Here is a 25,298-nt window from a genome sequence, read left to right on the forward strand (position 1 = left end):
AAAAATCAGGGCTACGGCTTCGACCATAATTATGGGCATGGTCAGCAGTCGCTGGCCACGGTGCTGGCTTATCTAATGCTGATGGCCTTTACCACCGATCAGCTCATTCAGTGGTGCAGTCATCCGTTTGAAGTTCTCTGGCGAGAAGCCAAAACAAAAGCCAAACTTTGGGCTACCTTCCGGGCCTTGTTTATGGTCAAACCCTTAACCAGTTTTAGACATCTATATCAAGAAACTGCTTACCTGTACGGAGTCGAAATTACTTGAAAACACCCAAATTAGAAACTGCTGTAATCTGGTTGTTCCTCAGGTCAAGACTTTGGAGTTGAGGTAGTTCCGCCAGAAAACGAATATCGTTAACCCTATTGGAACTCAGATCAAGGCGTTGGATCTGTTCAAGCTGGTTTACCTGATGCAGTGATTTTTCCGAAAGTTGATTTTTGACACCTGTATTCTGACTGGCTTTCCAATTATCCTGGCTATTCTTGTAACAATCACCCAAGTTTAATGCTGTTAGCCAGGTCAGAGTAAACAGTTCGGTAGGCAGATTGGAATCCTTTAAGCCACAGTTGCCAAGGTCTAAAAAAGGGGCGTGGGTGCGCTGGTTTTCGGCAATTAACTGGCGGGCTAAATCACTCATACGGGATAGGAAGCTAAACGCTGTCTAACTACGCATTTTTTGCGGTATCATGCAAATTGCGTTACGTACGGTATAGCCCATTTCCTGCTATGTAGCCCACTACGGGGCTATAGGTAGGGTAATCCCTCTACTTCCCCAGCCACTCTTTGAACGCCGTGATACGGTCGCCACTGACGAAAACGTCCTGCCGGGGGGGCGGGTTGAGGTCCAGTTTGAGCTTGCTGCCCGAATAGGTATGGATGGTCCGAATAGCTCCCAATGATACCAGATACGCCCGGTTGACCCGGAAAAACTGGGTGGGACTCAGTAGGTCGACCAGTTTATCCAGGCTATAGTCGATGGTGATGTGCTGACCTTCCTGCGTGGTGAGCCAGGTGGCTTTGTCTTCAAAAAAGAAGTAGGCAATCTCGGTCGTTTCGATGCTCCGAATCTTGGTGCCGATGGTAACCATAAACCGCTCCTTGTACGTTACGGACGGTTTTTGCATCAGTTTGAGCAGGGTGTTCACGTCGGCCAATGCGGGTTCGGTGGTTTTCTGCAACCGCCTGAACTTATCCAGGGCAGCAGCCAGTTCATCCGCATCGATGGGTTTAAGGAGGTAGTCGATGCTGTTGGTTTTGAACGCCTGGAGCGTGTACTGGTCGTAGGCCGTGGTGAAGATGATGGGCAGCGTCAGGTTAGCCTGCTCGATGAGCCGGAAACCCGAATCGTCTTCGAGGTGAATATCCAGAAACAACAAGTCCGGGAGGGGGAGTTGGTCGTTACTGTTGACCACCTCCGTAAACCAGGCCACCGCCTTGCTCACCGAGGGTAACTGGGCCAGCACCCGAATGGTGGGGTCATAGGTCAGCAGCATACTCTCCAGCCGCCGGGCCGTTAGCTTTTCGTCTTCTATGATAACTACGTTCATGTTTTTTAATGAGTGAATTGCGAATGAGCGAATGAGCGAATGAGCGAATGTTGGCCAGTGGAAGTGAAGTATTCACTCATTCACTCATTCGCAATTCACTCATTAATAGTGGAATAATCACGACAAAGTCGCCGTTGTGTTCGCCTACCCGAACGGGCTGTTCGGTGAGCAGGCGGTAGCGACTGCTGATATTTTGCAGCCCCATGCCCGTTGAATCGCCACTGGATGGCCGGAGCTGGATGGGGTTGCTGACGCGCAGCGTTTCGCCCACGAGGGCAATCGTGACCGTCAGCGGGTCTTCGTCCGACATCTGATTGTGCTTCACGGCGTTTTCGACCAGCAGTTGCAGGGTGAGGGGCGCAATCTGGTAGTGGATACGGGCTGCTTCGGGCACGTTGATGACTACCTTGAGCCGGTCGTCGAAACGAATATTGAGCAGAAACGTGTACGACTCGATAAAGTCCAGTTCGGTTTTCAGCGATACCTGTTCGTTGTCGCGCTGATCGAGGATATAGCGATAGGCTTTCGAGAGCCGGTTAATGAACTGCACTGATAGTTTGGTGTCAATTTCGACCAGTGATGACAGAATGCTCAGGCTGTTGAACAGAAAATGAGGACTTACCTGATTTTTCAGCGCGTCGAACTGCGCCTGCACGGCTTCTTTTTGCAGCCGTTCGGTTTGCAGTTGAAGCGTTTGTATGTGCTGGGTGGACCGCCGGTTGACAGTCAGATAAAAAGCGGATAACATGGCCATAAAAACCAGCCCGTTGTTCATACGCTGCCGATTTTCCCGCCCCCCCCGTGGTACCGTTTCCAGCGGACGGCCCAGCCTGGGGAACTGCCGCTCGATGCCCGTATCCATCCGGTGGTGAACCACGGCGAAGCCCGCGTTGAAAATCAGGGCCAGCCCCGTAGCCACCGCCAGCGAAATCAATTGTACGGGCCAGCGCAGGGCATGGGACGGGTCAGCCCCGAACCGACGCAGCAGCCGCTCCTGCAACCAGTCGATCAAACTAACCCATCCCCAGAAAAAGAGAAACGTCAGAGTAAGCTCGATCACGAAGAAAAAAGCATTATCCCACAATACGTTCCAGCTCAGTACCCCCACGTTCATATACACCCGAATGGGCCAGTAAATGAGCAGGATGCTCAGGGCTATCCGGGCTTTCTGACGCGGGGTGAGGTAAGGAACAGGCGATGCGTGCATGACAGACAAAGTTACTCCGTTGTAAACTGAATCCGACAAATCAGGTTGACGCTGATTTGCCGGACTTAAAGCGGCTCAATTACGTACAAAAGAACGGCCATTATGCGTTTAGCACGACAAAACTTTCCTGCGGAACAACCTGAACCACAAATGTCTTCGTCACAACCTCGCTACCGGTCTTCAGGGTCATCTGGTACGTACCCGCCGACAGGCCCGACACGTCGAACTGAAGGCCCAGCCCTTTTTTTAGGTTCATTGTTGAGGCATAGAGAGAATGGCCTTCGGCATCCGTAATCGCTATCTCTCCGTTTACCTGAACGGGCTGCACGAACAGTTGGATTTTCTGGTTGTTGGTCATCACTACGCGGGCTTGTGGCGTTGGCGTGTCAATGGTTTGAGCAATGGTTTTTGGGGCGAACGATGCGGTACCGGCTACCAGTCCCAGCATCAATAGAATAGTTTTTTTCATGATTTGTTGTCGTTCGTTTCGTTTGACCGCATCGGCGGCTCGGCATGACAAAGGTGCGGGTTATGTGATGCCCCGGAAACTAAATCGGATTGAATGCCGGGTTTAGCTGGACAGGGCAACCGTTTAGCCTGACGAATAATAAGTTACGCTCCTAAAAAACGGCCTGCTTCGGCCTGTTTTCGTTCATAGTCGTTGCAGGTACAAATCACTGACATGCAACAGTCAGGTGAAATCCTGCTGCTCTTCATTCTCATTATAGGAGGTTTTTCTAGCCTTATTCAGAGAATTAATTAAACCATTTGGGGGTAATCTGTTCAAAGTAGCGAATACAACCTGAAAACATTTGCTACCATGAAAAAAGTACTGTTAACAGCCGCAACCCTGCTTGCCCTCCTCTCGACCGGTGCCTTTGCGCAACGCTACGGCTATCCGCCAGCGCCATCGAATAATTACCCACAGCAACAACCGGGTTATAATCAGCCGGGCTATAATCAACCGGGTTATAATCAGTCTTACGGTCAGAATGGGTACAATTACGATTACGATGATAACCAGTTTGACCGGCATCTGGAGTGGTGGGACCGCGAACTGAACCTGACCCGCAGGCAGGAGCGTGAGATTCGCCGGATTCGGGCGAGGTACACCCAGCAAACACAAAATGTCAATTCCCGCGACCCCCGTCAGCGCGATTTCATGCGGCAGGCTCGCCAGCGGCAGTTCATCGATATGATGGCCGTGTTAGGACCACAACAGCGTGACCGGGTCATGGCCCGGATGCGTCCTTACGAACTACAGAATGGCTCCCGTTCGGCGAGTCGGGGGCGCGGGTACGGCAATGGCCGGGGTTCGTATGGTCCCAATGGCTATTAGTTGAATGTTTTGAGTATAGGAAGGAGAGTGTATAAAAAGCCGGTCAGCTTGACCGGCTTTTTTTTGTTGTGGTTCAATTGGTAAGCTGTTGACGCGTATCGCGTAAAGAGGAGGAAGAACTATAAAACGTCAATGGATTGTCGACTTTACTGGATTCAGGTTTCGTCTGATCCAGAATGCGGGCCAACGTGGCTTTTACGGTAGGTTTATCATCATCAAAATCACCATGCTGATGAGCAGTCGAATAATTTTTAGGCTCATTTAGGGCTGTATTAGGGGCCAGAATCCAGTCTGCTTTTTTAGACTTGAATAACTTAGTTAACTCTTTATCATCATCAAGAAATTTGGTCATGCCAAGAATCGGCTCTCCTTCTGGCCTGAATATGGGTATGCGTGGCCTGGCTTCAAATGCGTTAGAAACTAGGTACAGTAAAGACTTGTGATAAATTTGGGCACAATTATCATCCTGCTCTGCTTTATCGGTTAGCGTGAAGAGGGCAAAGCGACGAATTAGGTCATCCTTTATAGCCTCCAGATAGGCCTTTTTAAACAAGTCAATTGTGCAGGCCGGTGCCCACAAGGTACAGGATTCAATTGGTAGGCCGTAGCCCGTTTGACCCTTTAAATAGCCGGACGTTATCTCCCCTTTCGCCGTGAGTAACCTTACCAGAGGGGCATGAAACGTACTACCAGCGCTATGACCAACTACGTGTATTTCAACAGTTGGGTCTGTCGCTAGTTTTGATAGTTCTTCAAGGACAAAACGTACGCCACCGTTTTTATTTACAGTTGCCTGTAGGGCATTTTCCTTCATTTCGTCCCATTCTGCTTTGCCCGTCAACACTCTGGCCAATGGTTCCAGAGCATCGTCCAGGCGATCCAGCATAAAATCCAGACTGGCATCGAGGATGCCTTCCGGCCGGCGTTTCCGAAGGGCATCCTGTAGAATGTTGGTGGCTGTCGACCAGAAATCGCTATGCCAGATAAATGAAATTGGATATACCTGCGCATCGAGCATCGTTTGGCGATAATCGGCTAATCGCTGAACGGCTGCCGTTTCATCAACCAGCCCTCCATGGGCATATAACAGCAAACGCTTCTTTGGCCATTTTTCTGTAACCCGTGGGAAGTCCACCTGGAAGATATTCCGTACCTCATCGGTGGTAGTTCCAAAATCCCCCCCTTCTTCCAGAGTTCCGTCATTACCCAGACTAACGATATGGGGCCGTAGGTCTGAATAAGAATAGGCGTTGGACTTACCCGCTGCTGCCGAGAAACTGGTAGCAATCGATTGTGGCCGCAACAAAGTTACCGGTGCTCCCAGTCGTGCCACCCAAACATCGGTTCCATTGGCTAACCAATCGTCATAGGAAATAAGGCCAAATCCCTGGGACCCCCACTTTACACCCCAAGAATTTTGAATCCAGAAACCCTGATCATCGTAAGCTACAATGGCAAAAGCATGACCCCCAATGGTATTTTCAGCGAAATCAATGACCCCCTTCTCACTTACATTTCGCCAGCCATCATGAACGGAAGCTGTTGCATATAGAATGCCTACTTCAGCCATGGCACTATGCATAGAAACCAAATCTTTATGGTTAACCCGGTAATAAGCACCAAGAGGCCGCTTCAGTGCATCCGAGGTGCGCATTTGTGTTAGCCGCCCATCTGGTTTCAGCGCATTGTAGGGATAACATTCTTCGCCACATACGCCATGTTTGTGCCATCCTTTCATCGCTCCACGAGCACTGGATCCACTATAATCTTCTCCCGGCCACTCATCGTATCGCTTGGCCATTTCATACAGCATACGAGAGCTAACTGGCTTAGGATCAGGCACAATCTTTCGACGGCGTAACAGGTAGTTAGCAACAGTTGCCAAACCAAACCCTGTACAGGCCCCTTCCTGCCCCTGATCGAGAATGGGTACCTCCCATTTTTTATATTCATCCAATCCGATTCGGGTGGGCACTTCGTAAAGATTCGCTACGTAAATCTTGTCTCGAAAATCAAGTGTATCGGGTCGTGCATCAAGTTCTGGTAGAACGGTAGCTTTCTGGGTTGCCATATGGTGTAGATTTTGATCTTAGCTCGATACGTATAAACTGGTTCCTATTGGATTGTAAGTCTTGATAATCTGCTTCCCGTACAATCGTTAATGTCGCTACCGTTTCTGTTGATAACTGGGGCGACCCCGCCTACACTACCCCAATCACTACTTTTGATGCAACTGTATTTTTACAAGAAAGCCCTGCCGAACGATGATAGTGAGCAACAAAGTAGCTTTTCAAAAGAATTGTAGTCAACGGGAAAATTCCCGTATTTGTAAAGCCAGTTTTACCGGGAAAGCCAGTCAAGTTGACTGGCTTTCCCGGTAAAAGGGACTCTAATGAGAAAATAACCAGTTAGTTATCAAATCGGCCGACTGCTGGATAATGGCCTCCAGTTGCTGGATTTCTTCCGGTGTTGGCATGGTCAGCGGTGGCCGGACATCACCCGCCGAACGGCCAATGAGGGTTGCCCCTGCTTTAATCAGACTTACGGCATAGCCCTGCCTGCGGTTTCTGAGCCGGACAAACGGAATATAGAATTGCCGGAGTATAGTGGCGATAACCTCTTTGTTACCTGCCCGCAGACTCTTATAAAATAGGTTCGCCAGTTCGGGGACGAAATTGAAAACCGCCGATGAGTACGTATTGACACCGATAGACAGATACGCTTCGGCAATGATTTCGGCGGTTGGTACCCCCCCGATGTAGGACAAGCGACTGCCAACGGATTTAATGGTGTCGTTCAACTCCTGCATATTACCGGTACCATCTTTCAGGCCAGTGAAATTAGGGCAACTGTCGGCTAATTTCTGCACGTAATCACTCGATAAAACGCCGTTGCCCCGGTTGTAGTAAATGACGGGCAGGCTGGTATTGTCCATGATTGTTTTGGCGTACTGGTAAATGCCATCGGGCGGACATTCGGTGAGGTAGGGGGGCATGAGCAACAGCGCGTTCATTCCCGCTTTTTCGGCAATTTTAGCAAACGAAATCGCTTCGGGAATGCTACGTCCCACGCTTGAGATCATCGGTATTTTTTCCTGCACCGTACGGGCCGTCACTGCCACAACGTTTCGGTATTCGCTTTCCGACAGGGAGAAGAACTCGCCCGTTCCGCCCGCCACGAAGATGGCCGATACATCGTGCGTTACGAACCAGTCCAGACGGGCGGCATACGTATCGGCGTTGAATTGACCATTTTTGTCCAGGTCCGTAATGGGAAAGGATAACAGGCCATCTTCGAGCGAGGCTTTGATTTGGTGTAAGGGTAAGGCCATAATTGACTGACTGATAGAAAAAGTGAGTGATAGGGTGTCAGGTGACCGGAGCCACAACAAAAAACGCTTATAGTAAAGAGACATACAGGCGAAAAATATAACCCGTTCAAGACCTGTTCTGCGTAAAGTCCCAGCCGGGTGGTAACCACTTTTTTGGTGCCACTGGCCGAAATGCAGTCCCGAAGCGTACTGTTCTGTGCTTTCTTATTCGCTCCGTTAGGCTGATTGCCGGCAACAAAACGTTATAGGTTAATGTGGAATGTCACAAGCGAACTAGAGAAAAGTCAGGATAGAAAATCATCCCGATGCCATGCCGGATGCTCCAATTGCGCCAGACCCGGTTTCATTAACCGCTTCCCTTACTTCGTTTATCGCTCTCCCCGGAAACTTAGTCAGCAAACCTGTATGTTAAACCGACTACGAATCAACTAAACTGGCCTGTTACCGGCATTACTGTGCTGACTGCGGTACCGGGACACGGCCATCCCTAATCTAACAATGTCACAGAATCCATTCTTACTGCCGTATGTAACACCCCATCAAACGGCCCCATTCGACAAAATTGCCAATGTAGATTTCATGCCCGCTCTGAAAGAAGGGATGGTAGAAGGTCGCCGGGAAGTGGCGGATATTGCCAGCAACCCGGCTGCACCCACGTTTGAGAACACCATTGTCGCCCTTGAGCGGTCGGGTGATTTACTGGGCAAGGTTACCTCGGTGCTGTTCAACCTGAATAGTGCCGAAACTACGCCCGAACTTCAACAACTAGTGAAGGAGGCCTCGCTGTTGCTCAGTGAGTACCATAATGATATCTCCCTGAACGAGCCGCTGTTTGCGCGGGTAAAGGCGGTATATGACCAGCGGGCCAGCCTCACCCTCGACCCGGAGAGTGCCATGCTGCTCGAAAAATCGTACAAACGCTTTGCCCGTAATGGAGCCAATCTGGACGAAACCGGTAAGGCACGCATCCGGGAAATTGATAAAGAACTATCGCAGTTGGGTCTTCAGTTTGGTGAAAATGCCCTGAAGGAAACCAATAGTTTCGTCATGCCCATTGCCGATGAGAAGGACCTCGCCGGTCTGCCCGACTACGTCCGCGAAGCAGCCAAAGCAACGGCTAAGGAGAAGGGGCTGGAGGGCTGGACATTTACCCTACAGGCTCCCAGCTACGGGCCATTTATGCAGCACGCCGATAACCGCGAACTGCGCGAAAAACTCTACCTGGCCTACAACGGGCGTAGTTTTCACGGTGATGAAAACGATAACTCGGCCATTATCCAGAAAATTGTTGCGCTGCGGTACGAGCGGGCCAGCCTGCTGGGATACGAAACCCACGCCGATTTTGTGCTCGAAGATAGTATGGCCGGTTCCCGCGATAAGGTGCAGGGTTTCCTGGACGAACTGGTGACCTACGCCCGGCCTGCCGCCGAACGCCAGCTCGCCGAACTGACTGCCTACGCCAAAGCCCACCGTTTTCCGGAGGATACCCTTCAGGCGTGGGACAGCAGTTACTACGCCGATAAACTGAAAAAAGAAAAATACGACCTCGACGATGAAACGCTGAAGCCGTATTTCAAACTCGATAATGTGCTGAACGGTGCGTTTGCGCTGGCTGAAAAACTGTATGGCATCACGTTCCGGGAGCGCAGTGATATTCCGGTCTATAACCCCGAAGTACAAACGTTCGAGGTGTTCGATGCGGATGGTACGTTTCTGGCCGTGTTCTACGGTGATTATTTCCCTCGTACCGGCAAGCGCAGTGGCGCGTGGATGAACGATGTACGGGGGCAGCGAATGGAGGCCGGTGAAAATATCCGTCCGCACATTATCAACGTCTGCAACTTCACGCGGCCCATCGAGGCCACCCGTGCGGGAGATTCGGCTTCGGAAAGCAAACCGTCGCTCCTGACATTTGGCGAAGTAACGACCCTGTTTCATGAGTTTGGGCACGCCCTGCACGGAATCCTGGCTAACAGCCAGTACGAGAGCCTGAGCGGCACGAACGTCCCCCGCGATTTTGTCGAGTTACCCTCGCAGGTCATGGAAAACTGGTGCTACGACCCCGAAGCCCTCAAGCTATTCGCCCGGCACTACCAGACGGATGAGGTTATTCCCAATGAGCTAATCGAAAAAATAAGGGTCAGCCAGAATTTTATGGCGGGCATGGCTACGCTGCGGCAGCTCCGCTTTGGTCTGGTAGACATGTATTACCACAGCCAGAAACCAACCGGCGAAACCGTTACGGCGGTAGAGGACCGCGTTGATGCCGTGGCGAATCTGTTCCCGCGAGTGGCCGGGGTGGCTACCAGCCCGGCGTTCTCGCACATCTTCGCGGGGGGCTACTCGGCGGGCTACTACAGCTACAAGTGGAGCGAGGTGCTGGATGCGGATGCCTTTGCGTTTTTTGAGGAAAAAGGCGGGCTGGACAACAAAGCAGCCGCCGACAGTTTCCGCCGGAACGTGCTGGAACGCGGGGGCAGCGAAAAACCGATGGAGTTGTACAAGAAATTCCGGGGGCGTGAACCCTCGCCCAAAGCCATGCTCCGCCGAAGCGGATTGCTCGCAGAATAAGCAAAGGGGGAGCCAGTTACTGGCTCCCCCTTTGCTTATTGGGTCGGTTTAAATCGCGTAGAAAATGACGTTATTTTTCCCAAGCCTGACGCGCTGAACACGTATGTGAATACCTGACTCATGGCTGCCGGGCCGTTACCCCGTCAATACTTTTTCATCACTTTCACCAGCTGCTTGCTGATAATTGCGTTGCCTTTGTCGGAGGGGTGCAGGCCGTCGTAGGTTATGTTGATGGCGTCGGAGGGGTAGGGGTACTCGTCGGTTTCGGGGTTGAAAGGCACGTCGATGAAGGCAGGATACTTGTAGTTGTGGTACTGGCCGGTTAAAGGGTTTTTCAGTCGCTTGTACTTCACCGCCTTCTTGACGTCAAGCCCCTTGAGATGGTACAAATCGACCACCGGAAACTGTTCAAACCGGCCGATGGAGTCAACCGCCAGCGCGAATGATTCGAGCGATTGCCCGTTTTTAGGCTTGTACGACCCGAAAGCGTTGTTCTTAAAATTGGTCAGGTACACAAAATCGGCCCGTTGCATGGGCGTAATCAGGATGATGTGTGCAGCCGGATTCAGGCCACGAAGTTTGTCGATAATGATGCGAAAGGCCCCATAGACCGTAGCATCGCCGGTACTGTTCTGGTAATCAGCAAAGTGGCCCAGGGGTTTGCTGCCCCACCAATCGTTGGTGCCCAGAAAAACGGAATAGATATCCGCTTTCGTCAGGCCCAGTTTCTCAATTTCCTGCGCGATACGCACTGCCGTCCAGCCATTGTATCCCTTGTTGGTATAGTGAACGTTCGGTAGTTTCTCCACGACGCGGGTCATGTACCCCCTGGTCACCCGGTTGCCGGTTTCGTTGGTATGGTCGTTCAGGTAGGTAATCGAATCGCCCAGCGCCGTCCAGGTAAGCTGGTCGTCTTTAAAGGAGCTAAACAGGCCAACGAGGGCGACGAGCAGGAGTAGTTTTTTCATTGGAGTTGGTCAGACGGATTGGAAAGTCGGTTAACTTACCAAAGCAAACGACTGGCTAAATTTAACGGTTAATGGCCTTCTTATCTGGCTCAGATAGCCTGCTTCATCCGTTTTTAGCGAGGTTTAAACAACTCAACCAAAACCAATTTTAATCACCGATGAAAACCATCACCCTGTCCATCGACATTAAGTCATTTTTGCTGGGGGTACTCACCGTAGGTGGCATCCTCGTACTGGCTAATTTCACCCCTGCCGACAAAGCGCAACCAAAACCGGCTCTACTGGATACGCGCCGGTTCCAGATGATCGTTCACGAACGCGAAACGGTTATCCTGGACACCGAAACGGGACGTTTTGTCGTGAATCCCAGCTACCTCGGCAAACCCCGATGGATTAGCGGTGATTTCGAAGCGCTGCAACGCGAGAGCCAGAAAAAGTAGCCTGCCTTTCCAGCGCTGCCGGGCTATTCTTCATCACTGCTACCCGACTTGCCTTTCCGAATTTTGGCCCCTTTCAAACTCCCTATTTTGTAACTGAACGTGAGCCGGATGCTGGAGTTATAGATGTACTGCCGGAAATCCTGATTGAACTGCGCCGAGTTCAGCACCGATACAAAGCGCATGCCGTTGGTCAGGAAGTTTTCGGCGGCCAGCCCAATGCTGCCCCGTTTGTTGGTGAACGATTTACGCCCGCCCAGCGAATACTGCGCGAAGCCAATCCGATAGCCCTGCAACTGTACGTCGCGGCCCCGGTAGCCAAAGTTGGCCTGCGCGGCCCAACCTTTATCAAACTGAATCTGCGTGTCGAATCGTCCACCCCAGCGAATACCCGTGTTGGTCAGTGTAATTGATTCGCCCGTAATGCCCAGGGCCAACCCGCTGATGTAGCGGTACATGATGTCTATGTTGGTATTTACACTCCAGCGGGAAGTAATATTCACCGTTGTAAAAATATTGGTGCCGTAATTATATTCCTTCCCCACGTTCTGCACGCGTGTCACCACCGCCCCCGCCAGCGTGTCGGACCGCTGACTGACGGTTTGAATGTCATCGCGGTTGAGCCGGGTGTAAAGCGACACATTCAAGTACGTTTTTTTGGTGTTAGTGCTAAATCCCAGTTCAACGCGGTCAGTAACTTCGGGTTTCAGATAGGGGTTGCCAATGCGGATGTTGAGTGGGTTGGTGGCGTTGAAATTCGGGTTCAAGTCCTGAATGTTCGGGCGTTGAATGCGCCGGTTGTAGGCAAATTTTATCGTCGTTTTGTCGCTGATTTGCCGGGAAATATTCAGACTTGGCACCACCTTGCCGTAGTCAGGAATGGCGATAGGCCCCTGCCCGGCTGCTGAAGCCTGAATACTAGTGTACTCATAACGCAAACCACCTTTAAGGGTTATTTTGCTGGCCGTAATGAGCGTGTAGGCTACATAACCAGCAGCCACGTTCTGGGCATAATCGAGCGAACCTGCCGGGCGGCTGTCGTCGGGTGCAAAAGCGGAAGTAGGCCCGGCCAGCAAATACTGATACTGGCTGTTTACCTGCCGCTGGGTATTTTTGGCGCCAAACTCGAGCCGCTGGTTTTTACTCAGCGATGTCAGGTAGTCAGCCTGCAGCACAAATTCCTGACTGGTGTTATAGTTCAGGTTGCGCTGGCGGCTGCGTACGTTTTCCAGCGAGTCGAGCTGGCTGGCATCGAAGTTATTGGTCAGGTTGTTGCGGCTGAACTGCGAGGAGAGGCTAAACTCTTTTGCCGGTTCGTCGTCAACCTTTTTATACGTGTGCAGATAATCGACGTTCAGATCAACCGAGTTCGATAAATCGTGGCTGGTCACGTTGCGTAGAGCGGGCGCAGATATTACATCACCCATAAACGTACTGGTGGCAAATTGCTGGTCGCGGTTCAGGTTACGCACCCCAAACCGTGCCCCGGCGGTGAGCGACTGGTTGGGGGCAAGGTCGTAATCCAGCCCCAGCGCGTACTGTCCAAACAGGCCCGTATCGAAGCCGGTGGCGTGTTGCCGGGTCTGGATAGGCGTGGCCGACTGCGATAGGAACGTAGTCTGGTTGAGGTCTGAAGCCGACGGATTATAAATGCTGCGCCCGTTGCCGTTGAGGTTTACCCCAAGTTTTCCCTTACGAAAGCTGCCATTCAGCCCCAGCGTCGAGGTACGGTTACCCGCCCCAGCGTCGACGTCTAAATGCAATCCCTGTAAGGAGTTTTTCTTGGTGATAATATTGATAATACCGCCACTACCCTCCGCATCGTATTTAGCCGAAGGCGAGGTGATCACTTCCACCGTTTTAATCTGGTCGGCAGGAATCTGCCGGAGCGCGTCGGCCAGGTTTCCCGCCAGAATAGACGACGGTTTGTTGTTGATCAGCACCCGGATGTTGCTACTGCCCTGCAACGACAGATTTCCTGCCAGATCGACGCTCAGCATCGGTACTTTCTTCAGAATATCGGTCGCATCACCCCCTTTAGCCGATAAATCGGCATCGGCATTATAGACCAGTCGATCTACTTTGTCTTCAATGAGTGCTTTTTTTCCTTCTACCGTCACTTCAGCCAGGGTGCGGGTGCTGCTGCTAAGCCGGATAACGCCAAGGTCCCTGGTTTCGCCTTTTTCAACCATAACATTACGGATTGTTTTGGGCGAAAAACCAATAAAAGACAGAAGTACTTTATAGGTGCCGGGTGCCAGTTTATTCAACGTAAATTTCCCTTTGTCGTCGGCTACGGTACCATCAATCAGTTTGTCGTCGGCCGTATAGAGGGCGATGGTTGCAAATTCAACCGCTTTGGTTAGCGTCGAGTCAACTACGTAACCTGTAATTTTTGCATTGCCTTTGCCGGGTGTTTCACTAACCGGAGCAGGTGGGGAGGGAGCTGACTGAACAACGGGCGATTGGGCCAGGGCGACGCTCGTTGTCAGTATGAGTAAAAACTGACCGGTAATGTTGAGCCACATGATGTAACGTTGGTTGTATGCGAGGTGAATTGTGTAAAGATGAGGAGGGTATTGTCCGCATGGAAATGAACGCGGCTGAATGCCGGTTCTGCCGGACTCAATCCCCATAAGTGGGGGTTGAATGGTTTTTCACTGGTAGCCCGAACCCGACATGGAAAAAAGAAGAAGTGTGGGTAGTATTGGGACACACCAGCCCGGCAGATTATGCATTTTGAGCGATTGAAGGCGTCGAGAAACTACTTGATAAACGTACCTTTTTCATCGAAGAGGAAGTCTTTTCCCCCTACCTGAGCTTCGTACTTTTTACGGCCTTTGGCATCGACAATCTCGGCTGCTTCCTTTATTGCCTTGCCCGCCTGGTGTTTTGTTACGTAGCTGCGCACCGACTCGGGGAGGGCCGTTACCGGAATTGTTGTTTCCGTTTCCAGTACGCTCCCTTTTGCGTCGATAACGAGCGATAGTTGTTTTTCCTGATGGGTGAAACCCACTTCATAATTTCCGTCCTCTTTCTCCCACTTTGCGTTTTTTACGCCGGGATACAGCCGCGCCAGTGTAGCTTTGGCCGCTGCCGGTACATCGATGCCCGCAACCCGGTGCATAGTTGGTGTGGCAGAAGCCGTTGGTACCAGGGGCGTGGCAGCCAAAAGGGCCAGGACACCCAGCGTGGTGACGCCCAGCGTAGTGAATGAGCGTGAATTTTTCATGGATGTACGTTGGTTTGGTTTATTCCTCAAATTTAAGGAGCTATCCTGTAGCAATTCTGACGGTGTCAACGCTCATCCAATTTTAACCCCATTTGTCAAACTTTTCGGGAGTGAGTCGCTTACTACTCGGCAGGCGTTTCAGCGACTGGCCACTTGACTACAGATTTCCTTTAGGTTTTTTACCTTCCTTTACATGGATCCGCTACAATTATTGGACGAAAAGAAGCCTGCTCAACTTACTAATAAAAAACAAAATGATGCGAATAACGCCCATACTCCTGCTTTTCTGGCTGTTGTTCGCCGGTAAGTCGGGCTACGGGCAGGATTCATTACCCCACCGGACGCTGGATTTTTACCTCGACCAGGGGCTGGCCAATAGTCCGCTACTGAAAGAAAATAGTAACGCCCTTGTCCTGAACCAGCTGGACAGTCTGCTGAATGTGGCCGTTAACAAACCCTACGTGCAGGCTATCGGGCAGGTACTCTACGCGCCCGCCGGCCAAAACTTTGGCTACGACCAGAACACTACCAATGGTGGGCAATATACCGCGTTGATTCAGGCCAACCGAAACCTGCTGTATCGACGGAATCTTCGGATTCAGAATAGTCTCAACGCGGCCCTGCGCGATTCGCTCCGCAACACGCTCCGCATCAGCCGAAACGACCTTGCCAAAGGTATTACCGACCAGTATATCACGGCGTATCAGGATTACCGGCAAATGGCTATTTACGGGCAGTTGGTCAGCACGCTCTCCCGCCAGAACGAAGCACTCAAAGCCCTGCTGCGTTCGGCGTTGTTCATGCAGTCGGACTACTTGGCCTTCCGCGTCGATTTGCAACAGAGCGAAATCAATTACGAAGGAGCCAAAGTACAGTTTCTGGCCGATTTGCTCCTGCTCAACACTCTCTGCAACATTCCCGATACCAGCCGGGTGCAGCTCGAAAACCCCGGCCTGGTGGCCCGCCCCATTTTTACGCTGGATGACAACCCCTACCTGCTGCGCTACCAGTTCGACAGCCTGATTGTGGAGCGCAACCGGCGGGTCATCGATATTTTTTACCGCCCTGCTTTGGATCTGGTAGCCAACACGGGGACTAATGCCGTTAGCCCCCTGTTCATTGGCAGGCGGTTTGGCTTTAGCCTTGGCCTGAATTTCACCATGCCCATTTATAACGGCGGGCAACGGCGACTGCAATACCTGAAGCTGAACGTCTCGCAACTCAATATCCAGAACTACCGTAACCAGTACATCAACCGCTACAACCTGCGGGTCAGGACCATTACGGAGCAGTTACGGGTAAACCAGAATCTGCTGGAGCGCATCGGGAAACAGAATGCCGATGTCGAAAACCTGCTCACCATCAGTCAGGCGCGGCTCTACCAGGGTGATATGTCGGCTATCGATTACCTGTTGATTGTGCAACGATTTCTGACCATCAAACTGAGCCTGAATCAATTGACCGTACAGCAGCAACGCTTTATCAGTGATTTCAATTACCGGAATTTTTAAAGAGTGAAAGACGGAAAGAGACAAAGAGCGAATGGCTGACGCGAGAGCCAGACGCGTCAGCCTTCATGCGTCAGCCACGTTCACTCTTTCGCTCATTCATTCTTTCGCTCTTTACAATATGACTCGATACGTATTTCTTCTACTCCTCACCCTACCCGTGCTCCTCAGCCGCTGCGGGTCGTCATCGACGGATGGCGGCACGGCAGAGGCTGACAGCGTACGCCCCAGGACGCCCGTGTCCGTTACGCCTGTGGCGAGGGATACCTTCCGGCTCGAACGCACGTTTCGGGGTGTGACGTACTACCTCACGAGTGGCGATATAAAATCGCCGATTGCGGGCTACGTGACGCACGTCTACGTAAAAATTGGCGATCAGGTGCGGAAAGGACAGCCGCTGTTCGGGCTGGAAACCAAAGAAGCCTTCGCGCTGGGCGGCAAGAATTACCTCAACGACCCAACCCTTAAAAACATCGGCAAAATCACCATCCGCGCGCCCGAAGCGGGGCTGGTGACGCGGGTCATGGCCGAAGAGCGCGAATACGTGCAGGACGGGACGCTGCTGGCCAGTTTTTCGGCCCCCGATATGTTCGTGTTTCTGATTGAAGTGCCAGCCGAACAGGATTCGGCGGTGAACGTTGGCAGCCGGTGTATAATTCAGCTACCCAACGGGCGGCAGATTGGCGGGCGCATTGCCCGGACGCTGGCCCTGACCGATTCGCTCTCTCAAACCGAGCGATTCGTGGTCAAACCTGACCAGGCGATGGTACTACCCGCCCGGTTGCAGCTCAACATTACGTTTACCGATAAAGTCCACCAAAACACGCAGTCGCTGCCCGATGGGGCCGTATTGAGTAACGAACTGCAAACGGAGTTCTGGGTCATGCAGCTCCTCAACGACAGTACCGCCGTGCGGGTACCGGTCAAAACGGGGCTACTGTCGCCGGGGAAAATCGAGATTCTTCGTCCCCGTTTCGCACCCAACGCCCGCATCGTCAGTCAGGGTGGGTATGGCCTGGGCGATACGGCTTCGGTCGTGATAAACAAAGCGACCAATGGCCAATAAACAACGCATATCTCCCGACCGAACGCGGCCTGACGTGGCCCGGCCGAATGCGGCACCACCCGGATTCTTTCGGTTTCGGGTGCCGATTCTGGCCATCCTGCTGCTGTTGCTGGCGGGGGGCTTCATGGCGTACCGAAACATTCAGGTGTCGCTGTTTCCCGAAAAAACCTTTCCTAAAATCAAGGTCATTGCCAACGCGGGCGACCAGCCCGTCGAGCTGATGATGGTGGCCATTACCCAGCCGCTGGAAAACGCTGTCAATCAGGTCGAGGGGGTGCAAACGGTGCGGAGTGTCACCAGCCGGGGCAGTTGCGAACTGTCGATTTATCTGGACTGGAACGTCGATATCAACGTCTCGCTGCAGCGGGTCAACGCCTATATCAGCCAGATTCAGAATACGCTGCTGCCCAATACGAGCATTGCGGTGCAACGCATGAACCCATCTATTCTGCCCGTTATGGATTTTGCCCTCGAATCCACTGGTCGCGATCTGATTGAACTCCGCAAGCTGGCCCTGTACACCATCCGGCCTTTTCTGAGTCAGGTGCCGGGCGTGTCGAACGTGCAGATCATGGGCGGGCGTACCAAAGAATACTGGATTGTGCTCCGGGCCGACAAACTCGCGACACTGAACGTGACCCCGGCGGCCATCACGACGGCCCTGGCTAACACCAACTTCGTACAGGCCGACGGGCTGGCTTCGGACTACCATCGGCTGTATCTGACCCTGACCGACGCGACAGTACACTCGAAACAGGACGTAGAAAACATCGTCATCCGCAGCAACGGGCAGCGCGTACTGCGACTCGCCGACGTCGCCACGGTGGAACTCCACGAGCAGCAGGAATTTACGCGCATCGAAGCCAACGGCAAACAAACCGTGCTGGTCAACGTCGTAAAACAACCCACCGCCAACCTCGTAAAACTCAGTGCCGACATTGCCCAGAAAGTACGCGATCTCAAAAATGTGCTGCCCGCCGGTATTACGCTTACGCCCACCTACGTCCAGGCCGATTTTGTGAGTACCGCCGTCAAAAGCGTGACCGACAGTATTTTAATCGGGTTGGCCCTGGCTATCATTGTCACCAGTCTGTTTCTGCGGTCGCTACGGGCGAGCGCGGTTATTTTACTGATTATCCCCGTCGTGCTGGCCACGACCATGCTGGTATTGTATGCCATCGGCTTCACCCTGGATATTATGACGCTGGGCGGTATTGCGGCTGCCATTGGGCTGATTATCGACGATGCGGTGGTGATAGTAGAGCAGATACACTCCGTGGAGGAGGAACACGACGGCGAGTCCACCCCGCAGACTATTCAGCAGGCCATCAGCTACCTGTTTCCGGCCATGATTGGTTCGTCGCTGAGTACCATCGTTATTTTCCTGCCTTTCGCGCTGATGAGTGGCGTGGCGGGGGCGTTTTTCAAGGTGCTGGCTACCACAATGGTTATTACGCTGGTCTGCTCGTTCCTGATTACGTGGCTGGGCTTGCCGGTGGTGTACGGCCTGTTCAGCTTTCTGAAGAAGAAAAAGGGCGAATCCACGCCGGGCAGTTCTGAAACGCACCCCAGCATTGGGAAGTGGCTATCGGTGTTTATCCATCATCCGGTGCTGGCACTGGTATTGTCTGGCGCAATGGGCGTGGCAGTCTATCTGATTTATAGCCGCCTGGAAACGGGTTTTCTGCCCGAAATGGACGAAGGGGCCATCGTTCTCGATTATTTTTCGCCCCCCGGCACGTCGCTTGATGAAACCAACGTCATGCTGACGCAGGTGGATAAGCAGATACGGACCATCCCGGAGGTGCAGGCGTTTACGCGCCGGACGGGGGCGCAGATGGGCTTTTTTATCACTGAACCCAACCGGGGCGACTACCTGATTGCCCTCAAAAAAGACCGCAGCCGTTCTACCAGCGAAGTCATCGATGAGTTGCGCGGTAAAATCGAAGCCACCCAGCCCGCCCTGAACGTCGATTTTGGGCAGGTTTTGGGTGATATGCTCGGCGATTTGATGAGTACCCCCAGCCCGGTGGAAGTCAAGGTTTTCGGCAACGATCCCGCCAAACTCCGGCCCATCGCCCAGAAGGTCAGCGATGTAGTGACAAAGGTACAGGGCACCGCCGATGTGTTCGACGGGGTGGTCATTGCGGGTCCGTCGGTGGTGTTCAGACCCATTCCCGATGCGCTGCTGAACTACGGCCTGACCCCAATGGATTTGCAGAACCAGCTACTTACAAAACTACAGGGCAACGAAGTGGGCAATATTCTGGAGGGCAATCAGTTCGTGAAAATGCGGCTCAAATACCCCGACGCGGGCAGCAACCTGACCGCCCTGCGCCAAAGCCCCATTTTCACCGCCGACGGGCGCAGCCGGTTGTTGTCCGATTTTACGGCGGTATCAGTCGATTCGGGGTCGGCAGAAATCGAGCGAGAAAATCTCCAGCCAATGATTCCGGTCACGGCCCGGCTCTCGAACCGCGACCTAGGCAGCGTGATTCGGGATATTCAGCAACAGGTGGGCAGTCAGGTGTCGCTGGCAGCGGGGCAGCACATCGAATACGGCGGGGCCTACGCGCAGCAGCAGCAATCGTTTCGGGAGTTGCTGATGATTCTGATTTCGGCGTCGCTGTTAGTATTCGTCGTGTTACTGTTTCTGTTTCGCGATTTGAAAGCCGCCGGGCTGATTCTGTTCATTTCGGTACTGGGCGTATCGGGTTCCTTTATCGCGCTGTTCGTGACCAAAACCCCGCTGAATGTAGGCAGCTACACGGGCATCATCATGATTGTGGGTATCATTGCCGAGAACGCCATTTTCACTTTCCAGCAATTTGCCAGTCACCACAAAACCGCGCCCGTTGCCGAATCCATCGAGTTCGCGATTTCGGCGCGTATCCGGCCCAAACTCATGACCGCCACTAGCGCCATTATGGCCCTGTCACCCCTGGCTCTCGGCATTGGCCGGGGTGCGGAACTGCACCAACCGCTGGCTATTGCTGTCATTGGCGGTTTTTTCGCAGCCTTGCCGTTACTGCTACTCATTTTTCCGGGTCTGCTGCGACTGGCGTACAAAGATGAATCAACACAAACCCAATAAACCACTATTTCTTATACACGTAACCCCCAATCTATTATGAACATGCACTGGATTATTCCGATTGGCCTGCTGCTGGCTGGCCCTGTATTCGCCCAGACACCAGCGAACTATCACCTTGTTAAAAAAACGGTTGTCGGGGGCGAAGGTGGCTGGGATTACCTGCTGGCCGATGCCGATGGTGGTCGTCTGTACGTGTCGCACGGCACGCAGGTAGACGTGCTTGACCTGAAAAGCCACGCCAAAATCGGGGTGATTACGCCAACACCCGGTGTACACGGCATTGCCGTGGTGCCCGGCACCAGCGTGGGTTATACCACCAACGGTCGGCCCAACACGGCTACGATGTTCGACACGAAGACCCTCAAAGCAACCAAAGAAATCCCGACCGGCACCAAGCCTGACGCGATTATGTACGATGCCTTCTCCAAACGGGTCTTTATCTTTAACAACGAAGGCAATAGTGCCACGGTGCTGGATGCGGTTACCGGCAACGTCGCCGGTACCGTCGACCTGGGCGGGGCACCCGAAGCCGCCGTCACCGACGACAACGGAACGATTTTTGTGAATCTGGAAGACAAAAATCAGGTGGCGGTTTTCGATGCCAAATCGCTGTCCGTGAAACACCACTGGTCGCTGGGAACGGGTGAAGAACCCACCGGACTGGCCTTCGATAAGGTGCACCATCGGTTGTTCAGCACCTGCCACAACAAAGAAATGGTGGTGCTCGATTCGCAGACGGGCAAGGTACTGGCCACCGTGCCCATTGGTAGTGGCGTAGACGGGGCGGTGTTCGACACCTCCACCGGCTCGGCCATCAGTTCCAATGGAGAAGGGTCCTTAACGGTGGTGAAAGAAACGAAACCCGGCACGTTTGAAGCCGTTCAGACGGTGCAGACGCAACGCGGTGCCCGTACCATCACGATTGACCCGGTGAGCCACCACATCTTCGTTACCACCGCCGACTACGGCCCCGCACCCGCTGCCACCACGGAAAACCCACGCCCGCGTCCGTCGGTAGTACCGGGCAGTTTTACGGTGATGGAGTACAGTAAGTGAGCCTACGGTCGTTGGAATGACAGAAAAGTCTCTCTAATTTCCGAATAGAAAAAAGGTTAAACCATAAACCTCAAACTACTCAACCCCAGTTCTTTTTATGACCCAGGCTCGTATCGAACAGTACCTGAACAACCATCTGACCACCCGTTACCCAGCCGTTACGCGCTGGCTGGCGGCCCGACTAACTACGGAAAACTTTCGGGGACTGCCGCTAACGGCGCTGGTTGGGTTACTGATTATTACCGTGATGACCCTCTCCGAAGTGGCCGAAAATATTGTCAACACGGAGCCGATGGTGCAGGTCGATACCGCCTTTACGCACTGGCTTTTTCAGGCGCGTACATCGAGCCTGAGTCAGTTCTTCTACGGCGTTACCTGGCTTGGGTCGATTTACGCAACTGTCAGTGCACTGGTCATCGGCTCAATCGTTTTGTTCCGGCAGCACAAACGGCGAAATGTGTTCATTCTGTGGTTTGTTGTGGTCGGTATGGGCGCATCCGTGCAGTTGGGTAAGCGTACATTTGTTCGGGCACGTCCCCTACAGGTGGCCTATTATCCCGAAACGGGTTACTCGTTTCCCAGCGGCCACTCAGCCACGGCTATGGCCATGTACGGGCTGCTGGGGTACTGGTTCGTTCGGAGCGTTCACCGGTATCGGAGGCTGATCGGGGCGGGTGCCGTCACGCTGATTCTGTCGGTGGGGTTCAGCCGGATTTATCTCGGCGTTCACTTTCTGAGCGATGTGCTGGGCGGTTACCTGCTGGGTATCTGCTGGGTAATAGCGGGTATTGTCCTGACCGAATGGCAACGCACTACGCACCAGCCGGAAGTGGGGTAGGGCTGTTCGCTATACAGAACTATTTCTTCTGGCAATCACTTTTGTCATGCTGACGAAGGAAGCAACTTAAACGAGTATAACGGACAGGTAAGGATGCGGTAAGATGCTTCCTTCGTTAGCATGACAAAGACACTTATCAAACCCTATCGATGCAACCCAACGCTACTCCGCCGTTAACCATTGTACTGATTCGCCACGGCGAAAAGCCTGCTCAGGGGGACAATCTGTCGCCACAGGGGTTCAACCGGGCATTGCAGCTACCCACCATTCTGCACAGTAAATTCGGCGTTCCCGACCACGTGTACGTACCCGCGATAGGCACGGATGTGACCACCACCCATGCCCGTATGTTTCAGACCGTTACGCCTTTTGCCATTCAGTATAACCTGGGCATCAACAGCAAATTCGATGAGCATGATTACACCCGTATTGCCGACCATGTACGGAACAAAACAGGGCTGGCCCTGTTCGTCTGGGAACACCATGCTATCCCCGAACTGGCAAAAGCGATGGGGATCAGTAACCCGCCCGACTGGCCCGACGATGATTATGACAGCATTTGGATTATTGCCGTCAACCAACTGGGTAAACCCATACTGAGGATGGATAAACAGCACATGACACCCGCCTAATACCCGTATCTTTGTCGGGAGGAATTCCCGAATGAACAGACCCATTGATGATGCCGATACGAAAAATGTTGACCAATGCTTTGTTAACCAGTATACTGCTTGCCCTGATGGGTACGCGGGTGCTGGCGCAGTATCCCATTATTAACGGTAGCCCGGCCGGGCGTTCGCTGCTGACTACGGGGCTGGACCAGGTGTACGATTTGAAATTTACGGAGGCCGAAAACACCTTTGCCCAGTTGGATAAACTGGTGCCCCGGCACCCGGCCGTCGATTTGCTGCGGGGCGTTAGTCTGTTTTACCAGTGGTTTCCGGCCCGCACCAGTCTGGCCCTGCAACGTACCTGTACCCAGCAATTGGAAAAGGCCGCCCGTAAAGCCGAAGACTGGCAGCAGTCGCTCAAAAAAAGCGGGGAAGATAAGGTCGCTCTGCCCGAAGCCATGTTCGTGTATTTTACCGCCGAAGCGATGCTGGCCAAAATCAGTCATTACGAACACGAAACGATGGCGACCGTCCGCTACGCGAAAAATGCCTATCCGTTTGTGCAGAAGGGTAAAGCCTACCAGCAGCACTACCCGGATTTTTACCTCTCAACGGGGTTGTACAACTTTTACCGGGATGTGTACCCCGAAATTCATCCGTTCTACAAAACAGTAGCCTGGGTTATGACGGCGGGAAATAAAAATCTGGGGATGAGTCAGCTACAAATCGCTACCAAACAGGCGCTGTTCGTGCGTACCGAAGCCATCCTATACCTGACCCATTTGCTGACGGACTACGAAAACCGGCCCACCGAAGCCCTGCCTCATCTGGCGCAGCTGACGGTTCGTTACCCCAATAACCCGTACTGGCGCTACAAATACGCCGAGGCTCTCCTGAACGCGCATAAAATGGATTCTGTACCGCCGTTGATTCAGCAGACAATGGCTGGTGAGGCCCCGGTTTATAAACAAATGGGGACGTTACTGAAAGCACGTTATGCCCTGGAAACGGGACAGCGTCCGGCCGCACGGACATACGCGCAGGAGGTAGTAAAAAGTGCGGTTCGGGAAGAAACGGTACGCGCCTACGCCTATCAGGTGCTGGCGAAGGTAGCCCGTCTCGACGGTCAGCAGAAGCTGGCGCGTCAGTATGATAAACTGCTGCTTGAGTTCGCTGAATTCCCGGTTCTGCGCAATCAGGCAAACTGATGAAACGCAACCAGATAGCCGTATGCGTGCATTCAGCCTGTTGCATGGCTTTTCCCGCAACCAGTAGCCAATAACCTGTTCATTTCTAAAGTCTGTTTTATGTGGTGGATTTATGCCCTGCTTTCTGCGTTGTTTGCCGCACTAACGGCAATACTGGCTAAAATTGGTATCAAAGGGGTTAATACCGATCTGGCAACGGCCATCCGGACGGTGGTTATCCTGCTGGTGGCCTGGGGCATTGTGTTCACGCGGGGGGGCATCGATTCTCTCCCCGCGCTGACCCGGCAAAACTGGCTGTTCCTCATTCTGTCGGGCGTAGCGACGGGCCTGTCCTGGATTTTTTACTTCAAAGCCCTGCAACTGGGGAAGGTATCGCAGGTGGCACCGGTGGATAAACTGAGTGTGGCCATTGCCATTCTGCTATCCGTTGTTTTTCTGGGTGAAGTGCTGACCTGGAAAGCCGCCCTGGGTGCCGCGCTGATTATTGGTGGAACGCTGGTGCTGATTCTGTAACTAATGGAGGTAATGGCTGATGGCGGACATAAGCCCAGCTACCGCCCACCGTGCCGACGGTGAGGCCCGACATCGGGATGGCGGGTGGTGTAGCTCCGGGTGCCAGAACGGCTGTGTATCTTGCCTGAACTATGCCAGCCCGTGCTCAACTGCAAACTTCACCAGATCCGCGGGTTTGTTGATGCCCAGTTTGAGGTTAATATTGTTGCGGTGCGTTTTCACCGTAGCCACGCTCAGAAACAGTTTATCGGCTATTTCTTCATTGGTGAAACTCTGCCCCACCAGGCCGATGATCTCGATTTCGCGTTTGGTCAGTTGAAACTGCTTCATGAACGAATCATCGGCATGCAGGTTCGTCTTGTGGGTTTGGGTGAGCTTGGGGTCGTAGTATTTTTTGTCGGCACGCACGGTTTCGATGGCGTTGATGACCTCGTCTACGCCCGAATTTTTGAGAATGTAGCCGTGTACGCCCATTTTTTTGCAGTCGTCCACAAACTTGCGGTCGTTGTACATCGTCAGCACAATTATCTTCAGGGCGGGCACCTGTTTCAGCAGTTGCGCGGCCACGTCCAGGCCATTGGTGTGGGGCATATTGATGTCCAGTAACAGCACATCGGGTTGTAGCCGGTTCACGGCATCCGGCACGTCTTTGCCGCTGAACACCTGCCCTACCACCTGTAGGGTATCCTCGGGCGAAAGCATCATTTTCATGCCATCATTGAAGAGTTGATGATCGTCGGCAATCAGAATTTTTGTTTGCGTTTCCATG

General features: G+C 52.8%; 21 protein-coding genes and 1 pseudogene. 12 read left to right on the forward strand and 10 right to left on the reverse strand.

Annotated elements, in window-relative coordinates:
* Positions 1 to 267: pseudogene (locus tag B157_RS39120) on the forward strand (hypothetical protein); the annotation flags it as partial.
* Here B157_RS39120 and B157_RS0124885 read toward each other — a convergent pair.
* The 4 genes from B157_RS0124885 to B157_RS0124900 form a co-directional block, all read right to left on the reverse strand.
* The gene (locus B157_RS0124885) at positions 260 to 640 is read right to left on the reverse strand and encodes a leucine-rich repeat domain-containing protein (RefSeq protein WP_020606027.1); all 381 of its coding nucleotides are present in this window, start codon (positions 638 to 640) and stop codon (positions 260 to 262) included. The pseudogene B157_RS39120 and the gene B157_RS0124885 sit on opposite strands and share 8 nt — an antisense overlap.
* 127 nt (positions 641 to 767) lie before the next feature.
* Complete coding sequence (locus B157_RS0124890) at positions 768 to 1,550, reverse strand: LytR/AlgR family response regulator transcription factor (RefSeq protein WP_020606028.1); 783 nt, start codon at positions 1,548 to 1,550, stop codon at positions 768 to 770.
* 76 nt (positions 1,551 to 1,626) lie between these two features.
* Positions 1,627 to 2,757: a sensor histidine kinase gene (locus B157_RS0124895; protein ID WP_020606029.1), complete on the reverse strand. Its 1,131-nt coding sequence runs from the start codon at positions 2,755 to 2,757 to the stop codon at positions 1,627 to 1,629.
* Between the two features lie 100 nt (positions 2,758 to 2,857).
* Entirely contained in the window at positions 2,858 to 3,226 is a 369-nt protein-coding gene (locus B157_RS0124900; RefSeq protein WP_020606030.1) for a T9SS type A sorting domain-containing protein, read from the reverse strand.
* 351 nt (positions 3,227 to 3,577) lie between these two features.
* Between B157_RS0124900 and B157_RS0124905 the strand changes: the two genes are divergently transcribed.
* A complete protein-coding gene (locus B157_RS0124905; protein ID WP_020606031.1) occupies positions 3,578 to 4,096 on the forward strand; it encodes a hypothetical protein in 519 nt (172 codons plus the stop codon).
* A gap of 73 nt (positions 4,097 to 4,169) precedes the next feature.
* Here B157_RS0124905 and B157_RS0124910 read toward each other — a convergent pair whose 3' ends face one another.
* Both B157_RS0124910 and B157_RS0124915 read right to left on the reverse strand, forming a co-directional pair.
* Positions 4,170 to 6,167: a C1 family peptidase gene (locus tag B157_RS0124910; RefSeq protein ID WP_020606032.1), complete on the reverse strand. Its 1,998-nt coding sequence runs from the start codon at positions 6,165 to 6,167 to the stop codon at positions 4,170 to 4,172.
* A 318-nt stretch (positions 6,168 to 6,485) separates the two neighbouring features.
* Positions 6,486 to 7,427 (reverse strand): 5-dehydro-4-deoxyglucarate dehydratase, encoded by a 942-nt coding sequence (locus B157_RS0124915; RefSeq protein WP_020606033.1) that lies wholly within the window; start codon positions 7,425 to 7,427, stop codon positions 6,486 to 6,488.
* A gap of 498 nt (positions 7,428 to 7,925) precedes the next feature.
* Here B157_RS0124915 and B157_RS0124920 point away from each other — a divergent pair, with 498 nt between their 5' ends.
* Positions 7,926 to 9,998 carry a M3 family metallopeptidase gene (locus B157_RS0124920; RefSeq protein ID WP_020606034.1) on the forward strand — a complete coding sequence of 691 codons (2,073 nt, stop codon included), beginning with the start codon at positions 7,926 to 7,928 and terminating at the stop codon, positions 9,996 to 9,998.
* 143 nt (positions 9,999 to 10,141) lie between these two features.
* Here the strand turns inward: B157_RS0124920 and B157_RS0124925 are convergent, their stop codons facing one another.
* Positions 10,142 to 10,966 (reverse strand): SGNH/GDSL hydrolase family protein, encoded by an 825-nt coding sequence (locus B157_RS0124925; protein WP_020606035.1) that lies wholly within the window; start codon positions 10,964 to 10,966, stop codon positions 10,142 to 10,144.
* Positions 10,967 to 11,124: 158 nt separating this feature from the next.
* On the opposite strand from B157_RS0124925, the gene B157_RS0124930 reads away from it, so the two are divergent.
* Positions 11,125 to 11,406 carry a hypothetical protein gene (locus B157_RS0124930; protein ID WP_020606036.1) on the forward strand — a complete coding sequence of 94 codons (282 nt, stop codon included), beginning with the start codon at positions 11,125 to 11,127 and terminating at the stop codon, positions 11,404 to 11,406.
* A 23-nt stretch (positions 11,407 to 11,429) separates the two neighbouring features.
* On the opposite strand, the gene B157_RS0124935 is transcribed toward B157_RS0124930, so the two are convergent.
* Together B157_RS0124935 and B157_RS0124940 are read right to left on the reverse strand one after the other, a co-directional pair.
* The gene (locus B157_RS0124935; RefSeq protein WP_020606037.1) at positions 11,430 to 13,931 is read right to left on the reverse strand and encodes a TonB-dependent receptor; all 2,502 of its coding nucleotides are present in this window, start codon (positions 13,929 to 13,931) and stop codon (positions 11,430 to 11,432) included.
* A gap of 236 nt (positions 13,932 to 14,167) precedes the next feature.
* Positions 14,168 to 14,635: a PepSY-like domain-containing protein gene (locus B157_RS0124940; protein ID WP_020606038.1), complete on the reverse strand. Its 468-nt coding sequence runs from the start codon at positions 14,633 to 14,635 to the stop codon at positions 14,168 to 14,170.
* Between the two features lie 254 nt (positions 14,636 to 14,889).
* On the opposite strand from B157_RS0124940, the gene B157_RS0124945 reads away from it, so the two are divergent.
* The 8 genes from B157_RS0124945 (at position 14,890) to B157_RS0124980 (ending at position 24,529) form a co-directional block, all read left to right on the forward strand.
* Positions 14,890 to 16,146 (forward strand): TolC family protein, encoded by a 1,257-nt coding sequence (locus B157_RS0124945; protein ID WP_020606039.1) that lies wholly within the window; start codon positions 14,890 to 14,892, stop codon positions 16,144 to 16,146.
* Between the two features lie 118 nt (positions 16,147 to 16,264).
* Positions 16,265 to 17,209, forward strand: a complete 945-nt coding sequence (locus B157_RS0124950; protein WP_020606040.1) for an efflux RND transporter periplasmic adaptor subunit — start codon at positions 16,265 to 16,267, stop codon at positions 17,207 to 17,209.
* Complete coding sequence (locus B157_RS0124955; protein WP_020606041.1) at positions 17,199 to 20,303, forward strand: efflux RND transporter permease subunit; 3,105 nt, start codon at positions 17,199 to 17,201, stop codon at positions 20,301 to 20,303. Before B157_RS0124950 ends, B157_RS0124955 begins: the two co-directional genes overlap by 11 nt.
* A 36-nt stretch (positions 20,304 to 20,339) precedes the next feature.
* Complete coding sequence (locus B157_RS0124960; RefSeq protein WP_020606042.1) at positions 20,340 to 21,359, forward strand: YncE family protein; 1,020 nt, start codon at positions 20,340 to 20,342, stop codon at positions 21,357 to 21,359.
* Between the two features lie 97 nt (positions 21,360 to 21,456).
* Positions 21,457 to 22,197 (forward strand): phosphatase PAP2 family protein, encoded by a 741-nt coding sequence (locus tag B157_RS0124965; RefSeq protein ID WP_020606043.1) that lies wholly within the window; start codon positions 21,457 to 21,459, stop codon positions 22,195 to 22,197.
* Between the two features lie 149 nt (positions 22,198 to 22,346).
* Positions 22,347 to 22,829 (forward strand): hypothetical protein, encoded by a 483-nt coding sequence (locus B157_RS0124970; protein ID WP_020606044.1) that lies wholly within the window; start codon positions 22,347 to 22,349, stop codon positions 22,827 to 22,829.
* 47 nt (positions 22,830 to 22,876) lie between these two features.
* The gene (locus B157_RS0124975; protein WP_245565257.1) at positions 22,877 to 24,016 is read left to right on the forward strand and encodes a hypothetical protein; all 1,140 of its coding nucleotides are present in this window, start codon (positions 22,877 to 22,879) and stop codon (positions 24,014 to 24,016) included.
* A 99-nt stretch (positions 24,017 to 24,115) separates the two neighbouring features.
* Positions 24,116 to 24,529: an EamA family transporter gene (locus B157_RS0124980; protein WP_020606046.1), complete on the forward strand. Its 414-nt coding sequence runs from the start codon at positions 24,116 to 24,118 to the stop codon at positions 24,527 to 24,529.
* A gap of 129 nt (positions 24,530 to 24,658) precedes the next feature.
* On the opposite strand, the gene B157_RS0124985 is transcribed toward B157_RS0124980, so the two are convergent.
* Entirely contained in the window at positions 24,659 to 25,297 is a 639-nt protein-coding gene (locus B157_RS0124985) for a response regulator (RefSeq protein WP_020606047.1), read from the reverse strand.
* Position 25,298 lies beyond the last annotated feature (1 nt).

It is taken from the genome of Spirosoma spitsbergense DSM 19989 (genome assembly GCF_000374085.1).
Classification (GTDB): domain Bacteria; phylum Bacteroidota; class Bacteroidia; order Cytophagales; family Spirosomataceae; genus Spirosoma; species Spirosoma spitsbergense.